The following is a 16,891-nucleotide window of genomic DNA, read 5'->3' as shown; positions in this document are numbered from 1 at the left end:
GTTCGACCCCGAGCCATGCTCAATACGCTGCGCAAGATCGTCCAGGAAGTCAACTCCGCCAAGGATCTCAAGTCGGCGCTGGGGATCATTGTGCAACGCGTCAAGGAAGCCATGGGCAGCCAGGTCTGCTCGGTGTACCTGCTGGATCTGGAAACCAATCGCTTCGTGCTGATGGCCACCGAAGGCCTCAACAAGCGCGCCATCGGCAAGGTCAGCATGGCCCCCAACGAAGGCCTGGTGGGCCTGGTGGGCACGCGCGAAGAGCCGCTCAACCTGGAAAACGCTGCCGGCCACCCGCGTTACCGCTACTTCGCCGAAACCGGCGAGGAGCGCTACGCGTCGTTCCTTGGTACGCCGATCATTCACCACCGGCGCGTGGTGGGGGTGCTGGTGATCCAGCAAAAGGAGCGGCGTCAGTTCGACGAGGGCGAAGAAGCCTTTCTGGTCACCATGAGCGCGCAATTGGCGGGGGTGATCGCCCATGCCGAAGCCACCGGTTCGATCCGTGGCCTGGGGCGTCAGGGCAAGGGCATCCAGGAAGCGCGCTTCGTCGGCGTGCCCGGCTCGCCCGGCGCGGCCGTGGGGACCGCAGTGGTCATGCTGCCGCCGGCCGATCTGGACGTGGTGCCCGACAAGAGTGTCAGCGACATCGATGCCGAACTGGCGTTGTTCCAGAACGCGCTGGAAGGCGTGCGCAACGACATGCGCACCCTGTCGGCGAAACTGGCCACCCAGCTGCGCCCCGAAGAGCGGGCGCTGTTCGACGTCTACCTGATGATGCTCGACGACGCTTCGCTGGGCAGCGAAGTGACCAACGTGATCAAGACCGGGCAATGGGCCCAGGGTGCGCTGCGCCACGTCGTCACCGAGCACGTCAACCGTTTCGAATTGATGGACGACGCCTACCTGCGCGAGCGCGCCTCCGACGTCAAGGACCTGGGGCGGCGCCTGCTCGCCTACCTGCAGGAGGCGCGTCAGCAAACCCTGGTCTACCCCGACAACACCATCCTGATCAGCGAAGAACTGTCGCCGGCAATGCTCGGCGAGGTGCCGGAAGGCAAGCTGGTCGGCCTGGTGTCGGTCCTGGGTTCGGGCAACTCCCACGTTGCCATTCTCGCGCGTGCCATGGGCATCCCGACGGTGATGGGCCTGGTCGACCTGCCGTATTCCAAGGTCGATGGCATCAAGATGATCGTCGATGGCTACCACGGCGAGGTCTACACCAACCCTAGCGACATCCTCAGCAAGCAGTTCGCCGATGTGGTCGAGGAGGAGCGGCAACTGGCGCTGGGCCTCGACGCCCTGCGCGAGTTGCCTTGCGTGACCCTCGACGGCCACCGCATGCCGCTGTGGGTCAACACCGGTTTGCTGGCCGATGTGGCCCGTGCACAGCAGCGCGGCGCCGAGGGCGTGGGCCTGTACCGCACCGAAGTGCCGTTCATGATCAACCAGCGCTTCCCCAGCGAGAAGGAACAGCTGGCCATCTACCGTGAACAGTTGGCCGCCTTCCACCCGCTGCCGGTGACCATGCGCAGCCTGGACATTGGCGGCGACAAGTCGCTGTCGTATTTCCCCATCAAGGAAGAGAACCCGTTCCTGGGCTGGCGCGGCATCCGCGTGACCCTCGACCACCCGGAAATCTTCCTGGTGCAGGCCCGTGCCATGCTCAAGGCCAGCGAGGGTTTGAACAACCTGCGCATCCTGCTGCCGATGATCTCCGGTACCCACGAACTGGAAGAGGCTCTGCACCTGATTCACCGGGCCTGGGGCGAGGTGCGCGACGAGGGCACCGACGTGCCGATGCCCCCGGTGGGCGTGATGATCGAGATCCCGGCGGCGGTGTACCTGACCAAGGAGCTGGCGCGCCAGGTCGACTTCCTTTCGGTGGGCTCGAACGACCTGACCCAATACCTGCTGGCCGTGGACCGCAACAACCCACGCGTGGCCGACCTCTATGATTACCTGCACCCGGCCGTGCTGCAGGCTCTGCAGCATGTGGTCACCGAGGCCCATGCCGAAGGCAAGCCGGTGAGCATCTGTGGCGAAATGGCCGGCGACCCGGCTGCGGCGATCCTGTTGATGGCGATGGGTTTCGACAGCCTGTCAATGAACGCTACCAACTTGCCGAAAGTGAAGTGGATGCTGCGCCAGGTCAATCTGAGCAAGGCCAAGGAACTGCTGGCCCAGTTGAGCAAGATCGACAACCCGCAAGTTATCCACAGCTCGCTGCAGCTGGCCCTGAAGAACCTGGGCCTGTCGCGGATGATCAATCCGAGTACGCCGAAGAAGCACTGAAGCGCCTGACCTGTGGCAGCCCTCTATGTGGCTGCCACAGGTTTGCCGCTAATAGCCGGCGCCCGGTTCCACCAGACCGACCATGTCCTCACCTCGTTGATGCCTGCGGATATTCTCCAGCAGCACCTCGAAGGCTGAGTGCGGATCGGTCATGGCGCCGATGTGCGGGGTCAGCCAGATTTTCGGATGGTCGAGGAAGGGGTGATCGCTGGGTGGCGGCTCTTCTTGCAGCACATCGACGATTGCATGGGCCAGATGGCCCGAGTCCAGCGCCGCCAACAAGTCGGCTTCCATCAGATGACCACCACGGCCCAGGTTGATCAGGCTCGCGCCCGCGGGCAGCGCGGCGAAGGTCCGGGCATCGAGGATGCCGGCCGTGTCGCTGGTCAGGGGCAACAGGCACAGCAGGATGTCGCAGTTGCCCAGGAACTCCGGTAGCTGTTCGCGGCCGCCGTAGCAGCGTACGTCAGGGAGGGTCTTGAGTGTGCGTGACCAGCCACTCAAGGCGAAGCCGAACGGACGCAGCGCTTCCAATGCCGCCTGGCCCAGGTTGCCCAGGCCCATCACACCCACCCGACGCTTGCTGGCGGCCTGCAGTGGATGGGTCTTCCATACGCCTTGGCGCTGTTGCTGCAGGTAGGTTGGCATCTGTCGATGCAGGCCTAGCACGGCAAAGCCTACGTACTCGATGATGCCTTGGGCGATGCCGGGGTCGAGCATGCGCACCACGCTGACCGATTCGGGCACATGGGCAAGGTCGAACTGGTCGACCCCTGCCGAGGTGGCGAACACCACCTGCAGCTGAGGGAATCGCTCATACAGGTCCGCAGGCGGTTGCCAGGCCGCGAAATAGCGCACCTGCGCCGGGTCGCCGATGTCCGGCCAGAAGCGCAGGGGGATATCCGGTGCGTGCTCGGCGAACAAGGCTTTCCAGGCCGACGCACGCTCGTCGGGGACTTTGAACAGCAGCGTCATAAGGCGGGCTCTCATGGACCATCGGGGTTTACACCGACGATGCCAGATCGCGGCGCAACATTCTCCCGAATCGAGCGGGTCAAACAGAACAGTCGTCCGTAAGAGCGGTGCCGTGTGGGAGCAGTACTCTGTTGGAGGGGGGCTCTGTGGGAGCGGGCTCTGCCCGCGAACGGGGCGCCGCGGTGTGTCAGAGGTACCGCAGCGCTTGTTTCGCGGGCAGAGCCCGCTCCCACAGGGGGGCTGGGGTGCGTCAGAGGTATCGCAGCGCTTGTTTCGCGGGCAGAGCCCGCTCCCACAGGGGTACTGCGGCGTCAGCAGGCGGCGGCGATGGCCTCGCCCAAGGCGCGGGTGGTACCGGTACCGCCGATATCGGCGGTAAGGGGCGCCTGTTCAGGGCCCATGGCCAGGACCTTTTCGATGGCCGCCAGAACCGCCGCACCTGCCTCCGGATGGCCGAGGTGTTCGAGCATCATGGCGCCGCACCAGATCTGCCCGATCGGATTGGCCACGCCCTTGCCGGCGATGTCCGGCGCCGAGCCGTGCACCGGTTCGAACAGGCTGGGGAAGGTGCGCTCCGGGTTGATGTTGGCCGACGGCGCAATACCGATGGTGCCGGTGCAGGCCGGACCCAGGTCGGAGAGGATGTCGCCGAACAGGTTGCTGGCCACCACCACATCGAACCAGTCCGGATGCAGCACGAAGTTGGCCGTGAGAATGTCGATGTGGTACTTGTCGACGTTGACGTCCGGGTACTGCTTGCCCATTTCGGCCACGCGTTCGTCCCAGTACGGCATGGTGATGGCAATGCCGTTGGATTTGGTCGCCGAGGTCAGGTGTTTCTTGGGTCGGCTTTGCGCCAGGTCGTAGGCGAACTTGAGAATGCGATCCACGCCAACGCGGGTCATCACCGTTTCCTGGAGAACGATCTCGCGGTCGGTGCCGGGGAACATCTTGCCGCCTACGCTGGAGTACTCGCCTTCGGTGTTCTCGCGCACCACCCAGAAATCGATGTCGCCAGGCTTGCGATTGGCCAGTGGTGCCTTGACCCCAGGCATCAAGCGGCAGGGACGCAGGTTGACGTACTGGTCGAACTCGCGGCGGAATTGCAGCAGCGAATCCCACAGCGAAACATGGTCGGGCACCACATCGGGCCAGCCCACGGCGCCGAAGTAGATCGCGTCGTAGCCCTTGAGCGTCTCGAACCAGTCATCGGGCATCATCTTGCCGTGGGCCAGGTAGTAATCGGCACTGGCGAAGTCGAACCAGTCCCACTGCAAGTGCAGGTCGTGGCGGGCGGCCACGGCGTCGAGCACGCGAACCCCTTCGGGCATGACTTCCTTGCCGATGCCGTCACCGGGGATCACCGCGATCTTGTAAGTGGACTTGCTCATGCTGCACTCCAGTCATTGATTCATGAGTTGATGAACCTGTGGACTCAGTGTAATCAGTGTTACAGGATTAATAATTGGCCTGCCGGTTAAGCCATTCTTAGATTCAGGTAAACAATCCATGAGCATGATCGATGACCTGAGCTTCTTCCAGCAGGTGGCGACTCGCGCCAGCCTGACCGACGTCGCGCGCCACTTGGGTCTGTCACTGCCGGCGGTGAGCAAGCGTCTGAGCCAGCTGGAGCAGCGCCTGGGCGTGCAGTTGCTGCAACGCACGACGCGACGCTTGTCGCTGACCCCCGAAGGCGAGCTGTACCTGGAGGGCGGGCGGCCGATTCTGCGCCAGCTCGATGAACTGGAAAGTGCGCTGGGTACGCGTCAGCCGACGCTGCATGGCCGGTTGCGGATCAATGCCACCCTGGGCTTTGGCCGCAGGCACCTGGCCCGGGTGGTCTCGGCGTTTGCGCGCCTGCATCCTGAATTGGAGGTTTCCCTGGAGCTGAGCAGCCAGCCGATGAGTCTGCTCGACGATCAGTTCGACCTGGGTGTGTTCATGGGCGAGCCGCCCGATTCACGGCTCATCGCCATCCGTCTGCTGGAGAATCCGCGGGTGCTGTGCGCGGCGCCCGGATACCTTGAGAACATGCCTGCACCGACCCAGGTGGCCGATCTGGCGGCGCACAATTGTATCGTGCTGCGCCAGTTCGGCAGCGACTACGCCATCTGGCGCTTTCACAAGGACGGCCGCGACTATGCGCACAAGGTCACTGGGACGCTGTCGAGCAATGACGGCGAGGTGGCGCTGGGCTGGGCGCTGGACGGTCACGGTGTGATCCTGCGCTCGCGCTGGGATGTGCAGGCGCATCTGAAGAGTGGCCGGTTGCAGGCGTTGCTGACCGACCACCAGGCGCCGCAGGCCGACGTGTACGCGGTGTACCAGCAACGGCGTCACACGCCCCAGCGCATCGTCGCCTTCGTGCATTACCTGCGCGAGGCGCTTGGTCAACGATTACCGTTCGCCATGGTGGAACACGGCTGACTGGCACCTGCGTCCCGTAGCAGCGGCGCGAGCCGCGTCCGGCCTGCATGCGGTGGGTCAGGTGTACCGCGGCGTTGGTGACGCGGCTCGCGCCGCTGCTACAGGGGCTCGTTTTGCGTTTGGGGTGTATGCGGTGGGTCAGGTGTACCGCGGTGTTGGTGACGCGGCTTGCGCCGCTGCTACAGGGGGTGTGCCGGGGTTGGGATTCATAACCTGAAATCATGGTGATACTGACTAATGGTGCATTGTCGTCCTGGGTTTTCGTCTTGTACCTTCCAGCGATCCCGCTCGGTCGAACAAAAATACAGAACCGGTGCAAACATGGGTTACCCGTCGAGGTTTTTGTCGCTGCCGAATTAATCTAACTACAGGATGATTTGCCATGAAAACCTTGTCTTTCGGTGCTGTTCTATCCCTGTTGTACGTGGCCATGGCGTGCGCAACGACCGCTCAGGCCGAGCAGATTACCTTCGTCTCCCAAGGTGGCGTCTACCAGGAAGCGCAAACCAAGGCCATCCTCGACCCGGCCGCCAAACTGCTGGGTATCACCATCAAGCAGGACAGCGTTCCGGACGCCTGGCCCATGGTCAAGGCCCAGGGCGAAACCGGCAAGCCGGTGTGGGACGTGATCGACACCCCACCTTCGAACTGCCTCCGCGGCGGCCGCGAAGGCCTGATCGAACCGCTGGACCTGGCCAAGATGCCCAACGTAAAAGGCATGCCCGAAGCCTATCGCACGCCGTATTCGGTGGCCTATGAGTTCTATTCCTCGGTCCTGGGCTACAACACCAAGACCCTGAAGAAGGTGCCGCAGAGCTGGGCCGACTTCTGGAACGTCAGGGACTTCCCCGGAACCCGCGCCTTGCGCAACGACCCCATGGGCACCCTGGAAGCGGCGCTGATCTCCGACGGTGTGCCGCGCGACAAGCTCTACCCGCTGGACGTCGACCGCGCCTACAAGCGCCTGGCCCAGATCAAGCCGGACATTGCCGTGTGGTGGAGTTCAGGCGGGCAGTCGGCGCAACTGCTCAATGACGGTGAAGTGGACATGCTGATGATCTGGAACGGCCGCGTGGGTGCGGTGAAGAAAGACAACGCCGATGTCGACTTCACCTACAACGACGGCATCCTGCAGAACACCCAGCTGTGCATCCTCAAGAACGCGCCGAACCTGGCGCAGGCAGTCAAGTTCGTCGATACCGCCGTGTCGCCCGAGCTGCAGGCCGATTTGCCCAAGTACATCGACTACGGGCCAGGCAACCCGGCCGCCTTCGCCACCGGCAAGCTCAGCGCCGAACGGGGCAAGGAGCTGCCGAGCTCGCCGGAAAACGCCGCCAAGCAGGCGCTGATGTCCGAAGAGTGGTGGTCGTCGGCCGAAGGCATTGCCGCCAAGGACCGTTGGTTGAAATTCGTCCAGTAAGGCGGCCGCAAGCGTGATCGACTATCTGATTCTCGGCGGTGGCAGCGCGGGCTGCGTGCTGGCCGCGCGGCTGTCCGAAGACCCGAACAAGCGCGTGTGCCTGGTGGAAGCGGGGCGTGACATTGCACCGGGCAAGATGCCTGCGGCCATTGCCAGCCGGTACCCCGGTCGTGCCTATCTGGATGTACGCAACATCTGGCAGCGCCTGACCGCGCGCATGGCCGCCCAGGGCAGCCGTCGCTACGAGCAGGCGCGCCTGCTCGGGGGTGGCTCGGCGATCAACGCGCTGATGACCAACCGCGGTGCGCCGGACGACTACGATGAGTGGGGACGGCTGGGCGCCGAAGGTTGGAGCTGGGACAGCTGCCTGCCGTACTTTCGCAAACTGGAAACCGACTGTGATTTCAGCGGACCCTTGCACGGTGATGCCGGGCCGGTGCGCATCCGGCGTACGCCACCGGCGTTCCTGTCGCCCTTCGTCAAGGCGGTGATGGGGGTGTTGGCGTCCCGTGGCTTGCCCACTCGGGCGGACCAGAACGGAGAGTGGCAGGATGGCGTCTACGTGGGCGCGATCGGGGTGAGCGAGCAGGGCGAGCGGATTCCGGTGTCGGTGTGCTACCTCACCGACGAGGTTCGTGCGCGGCCCAACCTGACGCTGCGTACCGAGTGTGTGGTGGACCGTGTGTTGTTCAAGGGCACGCAGGCCGTCGGCGCCCGCGTGCTGGATCGGGCTGGCGCGGTCGAGGAGCTGCACGCGGCAGAGGTGATCGTCTGTGCCGGGGCCATCCACAGTCCGGCGCTGTTGATCCGCAGCGGGGTCGGACCGCTGGACCAATTGTTGGACCTGGGCGTGCCGCTGGTGGCCGACCGGCCAGGCGTGGGCGGCAATCTGATGGAGCATCCGTCGATCGCCGTGTCGGCGCTGCTGACCACCCAGGGCCGCACGCCGCACGTCGACGAGCATCACGAACAGGCGATCGTGCGTTTTTCATCCGGGCTGCCGGGCACCGTGCCGGGTGACATGCACGGGGCGATCCTCTCGCGTTCCGGCTGGCATTCGGTGGGTTATCGCTTGGGCACGATGTTCTTCTGGGTAAATAAATCCTACTCGCGCGGGCGGGTGCAGGTGACGTCGCTGGATCCGTTGCAGGAACCGGATGTCCGTTTTTCGATGCTGTCCGAAGCACGCGACCTGCAGCGTTTGAAGCAAGCCCTGCGCATGGGCGCCGAGACGTTGTCGGCACCGGGCCTGGACCCGTTGCGCTCCGTGGTGTTTCCATCGAGCTACTCGCCCAGGGTGGCCAAGGTGGCCATGCCGGGGCGCTTCAATGCCTTGCAGCGCGGGGTGTTGAGCCTGCTGCTGGACATTGCCGGCCCCTTGCGCGGATGGGTGGTGCGTGGCTTGGTGACCCAAGGGGTCACCCTGGAAAAGCTGTTGGCCGACGATCGAGCATTGAGCGAATTCGTGCGAGCCAACGTGGGTGGCACCTGGCATCCGTCGGGTACCTGCCGCATGGGCCGGGCGGACGATCCCCAAGCCGTGACCTTGAACGATGGGCGGGTGATCGGCGTGACGGGATTGCGGGTGTGCGATGCGTCGCTGATGCCGGCGATTCCGTGCGCCAACACCAACGTGCCGACCATCATGATCGCCGAGCGCATCGCGGATCTGATCAAGGAGGGGTGACACCGCATTTCTTCAGGTGGCTTGCGGTGCCTGGTTCGCGGCCGATGACCGCTCCTACAGTTGGCTTGCAATGAACCGTAGGAGCGGTCCGTGGCCGCGAAAAGGACTTCGCGGTGTTTCAGATCCCCCAGCCGACGATTCCCTTCACCTCCAGAAACGCTTCCAGGCCCCATTCGGCATATTCGCGGCCATTGCCGGACTGCTTGTAGCCCCCGAACGGCGCCGCAGGGTCCCAGCTAGGGTAGTTGATGTAGACACTCCCGGCGCGCATCTGCAAGGCCACCTGGCGAGCGCGCTCCAGGCTCGCTGACTGTACGTACGCCGCCAGCCCGAACACGCTGTCGTTGGCCATGCGCACCGCGTCCTGTTCATCGGCATACGGCTGGATCACCAGCACCGGGCCGAAGATCTCTTCGCGGGCAATGGTCATCTGCGCATCCACCCTGGCGAAGATCGTCGGCTGCACGTAGTAGCCAGTGCCCAGACCGGCTGGCCGGCCCAGGCCGCCACAGACCAACTGCGCGCCTTCGTCGATGCCGATGGCGATCATCCGCTGGATCGCCCGGTATTGACGCTCACTGATGACCGGGCCCAGGGTTGTCGAAGGATCGTCGGGCGCACCGACTCGGTGGGTCGATGCCGCCTGGCGAGCGATGGCCACGGCCTGATCGTGCAGCGCGGCGGGCACCAGCATGCGTGTCGGTGCGTTGCAGGACTGGCCGCTGTTGCCGAAACAGCCGTTGACCCCCGCCGTCACGGCCGCCTGCAGGTCCACATCGTCGAGCAGGATGTTCGCTGACTTGCCGCCCAGTTCCTGATGCACGCGCTTGACCGTCGGCGCGGCCAGGCGCGCCACTTCCACGCCGGCCCGGGTCGAGCCGGTGAACGAGACCATGTCCACATCCGGGTGACTCGCCATGGCGGCACCCACGGTGGGGCCGTCGCCGTTGATCAGGTTGAACACACCCGCAGGCACGCCGGCGTCGTGCATCACTTCAGCGAAAATGAGCGCGTTGATCGGCGCGATTTCGCTGGGCTTGAGGACCAGGGTACAGCCGGCGGCCAAGGCGGGTGCCACCTTGCAGGCGATCTGGTTGATCGGCCAGTTCCAGGGGGTGATCAAGGCCACCACGCCCACGGGTTCCTGGTTGATCAGCGTGGTACCGCGGCTCTTGCGAAACTCGAAGCTGTCCAGGGTGCGCAGCATCTGCTCAAGGTGCCGCTTGCCGATGCCGGCCTGCCAGTCATGGGCCAGGGCCTGCGGCGCGCCGACCTCCTGCATGATGGCGGCGGCGATGTCGTCGTAGCGGGCCATGAAGGACTCGAGAATCCGTTCGAGCAGCGCCTTGCGCTCGGCTGGAGTGGTAAAGGCAAACTCGGCAAAGGCCCGCCGCGCCGCCGCAACGGCTGCATCGACATCAGCCTGCTCACCCAAGGCGATTTCGGCAAAGGCCTGCTCGGTGGCCGGGTTGATCACCGCCAGGCGCCGCGCGCCGGAGGGCTCGACCCAGCGACCGTCTATATAGAACTTCAACGCGTTGTCCAAAATCGCTCTCCACCCGTGATGAAAAAAACCGATGCCCCTGCGTACCCGTAGCAGCGGCGCGAGCCGCGTCCGGGGTTGTGCGGTCTGTCAGGCGCACCGCGTGTGCCGCCGACGCGGCTTGCGCCGCTGCTACAGGGACCGCGCACGTGGTTGGGTTTGTGCGGTGTGTCAGGCATACCGTGTGTGTCGCCGACGCGTCGGGCTGGTGGTCAGGATAGGAAGGGTTTCAGTGTCACGGCAATTTACTAATAGTTTTCCCAGGCATAAACTCAGGTCATGTCCAATCTTCGTAGAAAGCTGCCCAGTTCCGGCTCCTTGTTCGTTTTCGAGGCGGCGGCGCGTTGCGGCAGTTTTACCCGGGCGGCCGACGAGCTGTGCGTCAGTCAGCCTGCGGTCAGCCGCATGCTTTCGCGGCTGGAAGATCATCTCGGGGTGCAGCTGTTCGAGCGCGTTCGTGGCGGCGCGCGGCTCACCGAAAGCGGGACCATTCTCTATCGCCGGGTCCAGGAAGGCTTCGACACCATCGAATCGGCCATCAGCGAAATCTCCGCCCGCGCCACGGGTATGGAAACCATTACCCTGTCCGTTTCCACCGCGTTCACCACCCACTGGCTGATGCCACGCATGAGCCGTTTCAGCGAGCGTTTTCCTTCGGTGGACATGCGCTACCAGCTGATGTCCGGGCGCATCGGCGGGCCGTTGATGGATGTCGATCTAGGCATGCGCTACCTCGACGTCGGCAGCGTCAAAGCCGCAGACAGCCTGGTTCTGCCGGAAATCACCCTGCCTGTGTGTAGCCCCCAGTACCGCTCTGCAGTGCCGGGCGGCAAGGGCAAGAGCGCAGCCCCGGCGCTGATCCACATGGACAACCAGGACCGCGCCTGGGCCGCGCCTTTCGACCACGGCGGGCGCATCGACAGTGCCCTGGTGTTTTCCGATTATGCCGTGGTCGTGCAGGCGGCTTTGCTCGGTCAGGGTATGGCACTGGGTTGGCTCAACGTGGTGTCGCACTGCCTGGCCAACGGACAACTACTGCCGGTGGGCGATGCGGTGACCGTCAGTGCCCGGCGCTGCTGCCTGGTGACCCCGGCCAACCGTCCGAGCCGGCCGATCGTCGACAGCGTGCGCCAGTGGATCATCGAAGAGATGCAGGCCGACATCGCGCGAATCGACCTGCTTTACCCTCGGCTGGACCTGGCCGGAAAGATCGCCGAGGCCTCCTGAACCCAGGTATGCCGCGATCGCGGGAAAAACGGTAGGTTATGCCCTCAGGTAAGGACAAAACAGAACATATGGCGATTCACCCGGCTGATAATTGAACCACACCCAGCATCTTCCCTTGGTTCATCCTGCGGAGCGCCCTATGTCATTCAAGCAGTTCAAAGCCCTGACGTTCGATGTTGTCGGCACCCTGATCGATTTCGAAGCCGGCATTCTCAACCACGTGCGCGAAGTGGCCGGTGAAGCGGGCAAGGCGTGCAGCGACGACGACATTCTCAAGGCCTACCGCGAAGCCCGAGCCATGCCTGATTCGGGTTGGTGGCCGGACGACCTGGAGCGCTGCTACCACCTGATCGCCGGCAAGCTCGGCCTGCCGGACAACGACGAATATGCCCGCGGCCTGGCCCTGGCCGTGGAAAACTTCCCCGCCTTCCCGGACTCCGTCGAAGCGCTCAAGCGTCTGCACAAGCACTTCAAGCTGGTGGCCACCACCAATTCGCAGATCTGGGCCCTGAACCACATGGCCAAGACCCTCGACGAGCCCTTCGATGTGCGTGTGACGGTCGACGACGTGCGCTTCGAGAAGCCTGATCCGCAGTTCTTCGCCTACACCCGTGGCGTACTGGCCACGCAGGGCATCGTCTTCGAAGAGATCCTCCACGTCGCCCAGAGCCAGTACCACGACATCGGCGTGGCCATGCGTCTGGGCTACCAGACCTGCTGGATCGAACGGCGCCACGCGCAGAAAGGCAGCGGCGGCACCTTGGAATCCGAGCACACCAAGCCGCATTACCACTTCACCTCGCTGGCGCAACTGGCCGACGCGGTCGAGCAGGAACTGGGCTGACAACCGCGGCGCTCATCTGGAGCGCCGCCTCTCGTGGAAACCGGCTATGACTGTGAAGAGTTTGTGGGCGGCCACCGCCCGACCGGGGCCGGCACTGCAAGCGCTGCAGGGCGACCGGCAGTGCGACGTGGTGATCGTCGGTGCCGGCTACACCGGGCTCTCGGCGGCGCATCACATTGCCCTGAGTGGTCGCGAGCCGTTGATTCTGGAAGCCAATACCCTGGCCTGGGGGGCCAGCGGCCGGAACGGCGGCGTGGTGTCGCCCAAGTTTCGGGTCGGCTTTGCGACCCTGATGCAACGCTTCGACCGTGACACGGCGTTGCACATGTACCGCACCGGCTATGCCGCTGTGGACAGCCTGGTGGAAATGGTCGAAAGCCTGGGCATCGAAGACGCCCAACTGCACATGGGTGGGCACATCGCCGCGGCCCACAACGAGCTTGCCCTGACCGGGCTGCGCAACACCGCCGAGTGGATCAAGCGCGAAACCGGCGGCGAGTCGTCACGGATGATCGATGCCGCCCAGGTGCAGGAAATGACCGGATCGAGCATTTTCCACGGTGGGCTGCTGACGCCGAAGGCGGGCGGCATCCATCCGCTCAACTACGCCCGTGGCATGGCCAACAGCCTGCACGAACGGGGCGTGAAGATGTTCATCAACAGCCCGGCGTTGCAGGTTCGCCAAGAGGCTGACCGGGTGATCGTGCAAACGCCTCAGGGTCGAGTCAGTGCCAAACAGGTGGTGTATGCCACCAATGGCTATTCCGACCAAAGCGCCGCGACCGACACCCTGCATCGACGACTGATCCCGTTTCGCAGCGCCATCATCGCCACCGCGCCACTGCCCGCCGATGTACTGGCCAGACTCATGCCCGGCGGTCAGGTCTGTGGCGACACCAAGCGCATGCTGCGCTGGTTCCGCGTGGTCGGCGACCGGCTGATCTTTGGTGGCCGCGGTGCGTTCGGCAAGAACGACTCGGACAGTGCCTTCGCCACCCTGCAACGCAGCATGGGCGTGGTGTTCCCGATTCTGCGTGACCAGCCCGTGACGTTTCGCTGGTCGGGCCTGGTGGCCATGACCCTCGATTACCTGCCCCACGCCGGTCAGCTGGACCCGCGCAGCTTCTATGCCATCGGCTACAACGGCGGCGGTGTGGCGATGTCCACCTACATGGGCAAGCAACTGGCGACCATGACTGCCGGCGAGCCGGTGCAACTGGGGCTGCTGGCGGGCGATACCTTCAAACCCATTCCCCTGCATGCCTTCCGCGCGCCCGGTGTACGCCTGGCCGCCGGTTGGCAACAACTGCTGGATGCCATCGGCCGCTGAGCCGCGAACCTCATTGCCAAGACGAGCCTTATGCCCCCGATCCTGCACTACTCACAACCTCCTGCGGACCGCCAATTGCCCTTGGCAGCCTTTGCCTTGCAGGACGACCCACTGGCGGCCGGGCGTACCGTGCATTTTCATGATCCGCGCAGCGGTTATGTGGTGGGTGCCTCGACCAGTGTCGGCGCCAACCTCTTGATCGAAGACTTTCCCTGGGTCGAGTTGGGGGTCGTGGAAGCTGGCGAGCTGACCCTGCAAGGCGAGGGTTTCGATCTGCGGTTGAAGGCCGGCGATTGTTTCGTGGTGCCCCGTGGCGTGGCGGTGCGCTGGCAGCATCGGGGGCAGTTGCGCCGCCTGTTCATGGCCTTCCCCGGTTTGCCGCCGAGCAACGACATGCCGAACACGCCGCTGAAGATCGACTTCACCCAATCACTGCCGCCCAGCGATCCACCGGCCGCCACGGTACTGCTCACGCCGACCCCCAAGGCCTGGAGCGAAACGCTGTTCAGCGCGGCCAATCTGCGCATCGGTCTGTGGCAGTGCGAGGCCTATGCGCGCAAGCAGGTGCAGCCAGGCTACAGCGAGCTGATGTTCATCCTGGAAGGCGCCGTGACCCTCACGCCCGAGCAGGGCGAGGCGTGCACGGTGAGCGCAGGGGAGGTCGTGGTGGTGCCGGCAGGCGCGACCAATGCCTGGGCCAGCACGCAGACGGTGCGCAAGGTGTTTTGCATATTGAGTTGAGACGGTGAGCTGGCTGGATGCGGTGCGGCTGTCAAACCGCCCGCACCAGACTGCGCAACGGCACTGCGCTCTTGAGCACCGGGCTCTTGATGACGATGTAGCTGAAATACTTGTCGATGCCGATGTTCTTGTCGAGGATCGACTCCATCAATTCCTGGTAGTGCTGGATGCTGCTGCACAGGAACCGCACCAGGTAGTCATACCCACCGCTGATCAAATGGCATTCGAGCACCTCGTCGATGTTGCGGATGCTGGATTCGAACTTCACGAAATCGGCGCGCTTGTGGTCCGACAGGGTCACTTCGGTGAACACCGTGACGGAGCTGGCGAACTTGGCCAGGTTGACGTGCGCTTCGTAGCCACTGATGTAGCCCGCCGATTCCAGGCGCTTGACCCGTTGCAGGCAGGGGCTGGGTGACAGGCCCACTGCTTCGGCGAGGCTGACGTTGGTCATGCGTCCGTCCTTCTGCAGTTGCACCAGGATATTGATGTCGATGCGATCCAGTTTCGTTGCAGCATCCATGGGGTGAACCTCGTCAAGTCAGAACATGAACGTGGGCCTCAGGCGTGCAATGCCGTTTGATGGGCATGGGCGAGGTCCGCAAGGCTGGCGTACTCACAGCGCTTGCCGTCCAGAGCCTGGGGCGAAAGATTCCATGGCTGGCGATGATCGCGGTGCAGGGTGCACACCGGAAAATCCACACGCAGGTTCCATGGGTCATCCGTTTCGGTACTGCGCACTGGCAGTAGCTGCGAACGCTCCAGGTCCAGGCGCTGCAGCTCGCTGGCGAGGCTGCTGTGCCAGGCGTCGTTGCAAGGCTCGATGACCGCATCGAATGCCACCGGCAAACGTTGGGTCAGGGCGCCGACATCGATACCCTGGGGTGGGGCGATCAGTATCAACCGGTAGAACTTGCTCAGGTATTGCAGGGCACCGGGGGCGTCTTCGAAGATCGGCCAATGGGCTGACGAGCTACCGAAGGCAACACTTTCATCCCAGCCGGGAATCACATGCAATCGGTGCGCCATGCGTTGGTACAGCTGGCCGTGGAAAGCGCTGGCACTGGCGTTGCCGCCCGCCTGGCCAAGCTCCTGGGCGATCTCGCGATAGGCGCCCAGCAGTTGCTCGTCGCTGCTGGGCGTTCGGCTCTGCACTGACAAGGGTCGCAGGCCTTCGAGAATGCCCCGTTCACGGTCGACCAGGGTGGCATAGGAGAACCCCAGCGCCTTGTACTGTGTGACTTTCATGATCGGCTCCCGAGCGACGGTATGAGTGGCTTCCCTGCAGACTTCTACAGCTTCTCCGGCGTAGGAGCGGTCCATGGCCACGAAGAGCGCGACGCAGTGTGCCAGGTGTACCGCGGTGCATTCTTCGCGGCCGATGACCGCTCCTACGTTTAGCCCTGATCCCTGTAGGAGCGGCCCGTGGCCGCGAAGAGCGCGCCGCCCGCCCCGCTCCCACAGTCAGGCCCCGGCTTTTGCCAATGCCTTGTCGAGCATCTGCAAGGCCTCTGCCACCTGCTCCTCGGTGGTCACCAGCGGCGCCAGGAAACGCACCACGTTGCGGTACAAACCACACTTGATCACCAGCAGCCCCGCATGGCGCGCTTCGTCGATGACGCGTTGGGTGAGGTCGACATCCGGGCTGTGCGCGGCATCGTCCTTGACCATCTCGATCGCCAGCATGAAGCCCAGGCCACGCACTTCACCAATGCGCGGGTAACGTGTCTGCAATGCCAGCAGGCCCTCGCGCAATTGCAACGCGCGTTGCTCGCCTTGGGCCAGCAGGTCCTCACGTTCGAACAGGTCCAGCACCGCCAGTGCCGCCGCGCAGGCCACGGCGTTACCCCCATAGGTACCGCCCAAACCGCCTGGGGTCGGTGCGTCCATCATCTCGGCCCGACCGACCACGCCCGACAGCGGCATGCCACCGGCCAGGGACTTGGCCACCGTGACCAGATCCGGCTGGATGCCGGCATGCTGGAAGCCGAACATTTTCCCCGTACGACCGAAACCGGCCTGGATCTCATCGGCGATCAGGACAATGCCATGTTGCGTGCACAGCGCGCGCAGCGCCTGGAGGAATTCGACCGGCGCGGCCAGAAAACCGCCGTCGCCCTGCACCGGCTCGATCAGGATCGCCGCCACGCGATCCGGTGCCACGTCGCTGGCGAACAGTTCGTGCAACTGCGCCAGGGCGTCCTCGCTGCTGATGCCGCGGTAGGCATTGGGGTAACTGGCGTGATAGATCTCCGCCGGGAACGGGCCGAAGTTCTGTTTGTAGGGTTGGCTCATGCCGGTCAGGGTCACGCCCAGAAGGGTGCGACCGTGGAAGCCACCGCGGAACGAAATCACCGCCGGCCGGTTGGTATGGCTGCGGGCGATCTTGATGGCGTTTTCCA

Annotated in this window: 15 protein-coding genes; 9 read left to right on the top strand and 6 right to left on the bottom strand. The window is 64.2% G+C overall.

What is annotated here, in order from left to right:
• Positions 1–15 precede the first annotated feature (15 nt).
• On the top strand, positions 16–2,295 hold the full coding sequence (gene ptsP / locus B2V21_RS04960) for a phosphoenolpyruvate--protein phosphotransferase (RefSeq protein ID WP_286916192.1): 2,280 nt from the start codon (positions 16–18) through the stop codon (positions 2,293–2,295).
• Positions 2,296–2,343: 48 nt separating this feature from the next.
• Here ptsP and B2V21_RS04955 read toward each other — a convergent pair whose 3' ends face one another.
• Both B2V21_RS04955 and B2V21_RS04950 read right to left on the bottom strand, forming a co-directional pair.
• Positions 2,344–3,270, bottom strand: a complete 927-nt coding sequence (locus tag B2V21_RS04955; RefSeq protein ID WP_286916204.1) for a 2-hydroxyacid dehydrogenase — start codon at positions 3,268–3,270, stop codon at positions 2,344–2,346.
• 311 nt (positions 3,271–3,581) lie between these two features.
• The gene (locus tag B2V21_RS04950; protein WP_090355176.1) at positions 3,582–4,661 is read right to left on the bottom strand and encodes a tartrate dehydrogenase; all 1,080 of its coding nucleotides are present in this window, start codon (positions 4,659–4,661) and stop codon (positions 3,582–3,584) included.
• 118 nt (positions 4,662–4,779) lie between these two features.
• Here B2V21_RS04950 and B2V21_RS04945 point away from each other — a divergent pair, with 118 nt between their 5' ends.
• The 3 genes from B2V21_RS04945 (at position 4,780) to B2V21_RS04935 (ending at position 8,804) form a co-directional block, all read left to right on the top strand.
• On the top strand, positions 4,780–5,697 hold the full coding sequence (locus B2V21_RS04945) for a LysR substrate-binding domain-containing protein (protein ID WP_286916191.1): 918 nt from the start codon (positions 4,780–4,782) through the stop codon (positions 5,695–5,697).
• A 382-nt stretch (positions 5,698–6,079) separates the two neighbouring features.
• Positions 6,080–7,117 (top strand): ABC transporter substrate-binding protein, encoded by a 1,038-nt coding sequence (locus tag B2V21_RS04940; RefSeq protein WP_286916190.1) that lies wholly within the window; start codon positions 6,080–6,082, stop codon positions 7,115–7,117.
• 13 nt (positions 7,118–7,130) lie between these two features.
• On the top strand, positions 7,131–8,804 hold the full coding sequence (locus B2V21_RS04935; protein ID WP_286916189.1) for a GMC family oxidoreductase: 1,674 nt from the start codon (positions 7,131–7,133) through the stop codon (positions 8,802–8,804).
• Positions 8,805–8,922: 118 nt separating this feature from the next.
• On the opposite strand, the gene B2V21_RS04930 is transcribed toward B2V21_RS04935, so the two are convergent.
• On the bottom strand, positions 8,923–10,350 hold the full coding sequence (locus B2V21_RS04930) for an aldehyde dehydrogenase family protein (protein WP_286916188.1): 1,428 nt from the start codon (positions 10,348–10,350) through the stop codon (positions 8,923–8,925).
• Between the two features lie 276 nt (positions 10,351–10,626).
• On the opposite strand from B2V21_RS04930, the gene B2V21_RS04925 reads away from it, so the two are divergent.
• The 4 genes from B2V21_RS04925 (at position 10,627) to B2V21_RS04910 (ending at position 14,489) form a co-directional block, all read left to right on the top strand.
• Positions 10,627–11,574, top strand: coding sequence for a LysR family transcriptional regulator (locus B2V21_RS04925; protein ID WP_286916187.1), 948 nt, complete (start codon positions 10,627–10,629; stop codon positions 11,572–11,574).
• Between the two features lie 139 nt (positions 11,575–11,713).
• Entirely contained in the window at positions 11,714–12,418 is a 705-nt protein-coding gene (locus B2V21_RS04920) for an HAD-IA family hydrolase (protein ID WP_049861587.1), read from the top strand.
• 46 nt (positions 12,419–12,464) lie between these two features.
• Positions 12,465–13,748 (top strand): NAD(P)/FAD-dependent oxidoreductase, encoded by a 1,284-nt coding sequence (locus B2V21_RS04915; RefSeq protein ID WP_286916186.1) that lies wholly within the window; start codon positions 12,465–12,467, stop codon positions 13,746–13,748.
• 30 nt (positions 13,749–13,778) lie between these two features.
• The gene (locus B2V21_RS04910; protein WP_286916185.1) at positions 13,779–14,489 is read left to right on the top strand and encodes a cupin domain-containing protein; all 711 of its coding nucleotides are present in this window, start codon (positions 13,779–13,781) and stop codon (positions 14,487–14,489) included.
• Between the two features lie 31 nt (positions 14,490–14,520).
• On the opposite strand, the gene B2V21_RS04905 is transcribed toward B2V21_RS04910, so the two are convergent.
• Positions 14,521–15,012, bottom strand: coding sequence for an Lrp/AsnC family transcriptional regulator (locus tag B2V21_RS04905; protein WP_043191751.1), 492 nt, complete (start codon positions 15,010–15,012; stop codon positions 14,521–14,523).
• A 38-nt stretch (positions 15,013–15,050) separates the two neighbouring features.
• Positions 15,051–15,737: a hypothetical protein gene (locus B2V21_RS04900; RefSeq protein WP_192000826.1), complete on the bottom strand. Its 687-nt coding sequence runs from the start codon at positions 15,735–15,737 to the stop codon at positions 15,051–15,053.
• 21 nt (positions 15,738–15,758) lie between these two features.
• On the opposite strand from B2V21_RS04900, the gene B2V21_RS04895 reads away from it, so the two are divergent.
• Positions 15,759–15,890 (top strand): hypothetical protein, encoded by a 132-nt coding sequence (locus B2V21_RS04895; RefSeq protein ID WP_286916184.1) that lies wholly within the window; start codon positions 15,759–15,761, stop codon positions 15,888–15,890.
• Between the two features lie 63 nt (positions 15,891–15,953).
• Here B2V21_RS04895 and B2V21_RS04890 read toward each other — a convergent pair.
• Positions 15,954–16,891, bottom strand: a 938-nt coding sequence (locus tag B2V21_RS04890; protein WP_286916183.1) for an aspartate aminotransferase family protein, incomplete at its 5' end; no start/stop codon positions are given.

It is taken from the genome of Pseudomonas sp. UBA6276, assembly GCF_002438365.1.
GTDB lineage: Bacteria > Pseudomonadota > Gammaproteobacteria > Pseudomonadales > Pseudomonadaceae > Aquipseudomonas > Aquipseudomonas coleopterorum.
The sequence above is the reverse complement of the archived record's forward strand: the minus strand, read 5'-3'. Positions and strand labels throughout refer to the sequence as shown.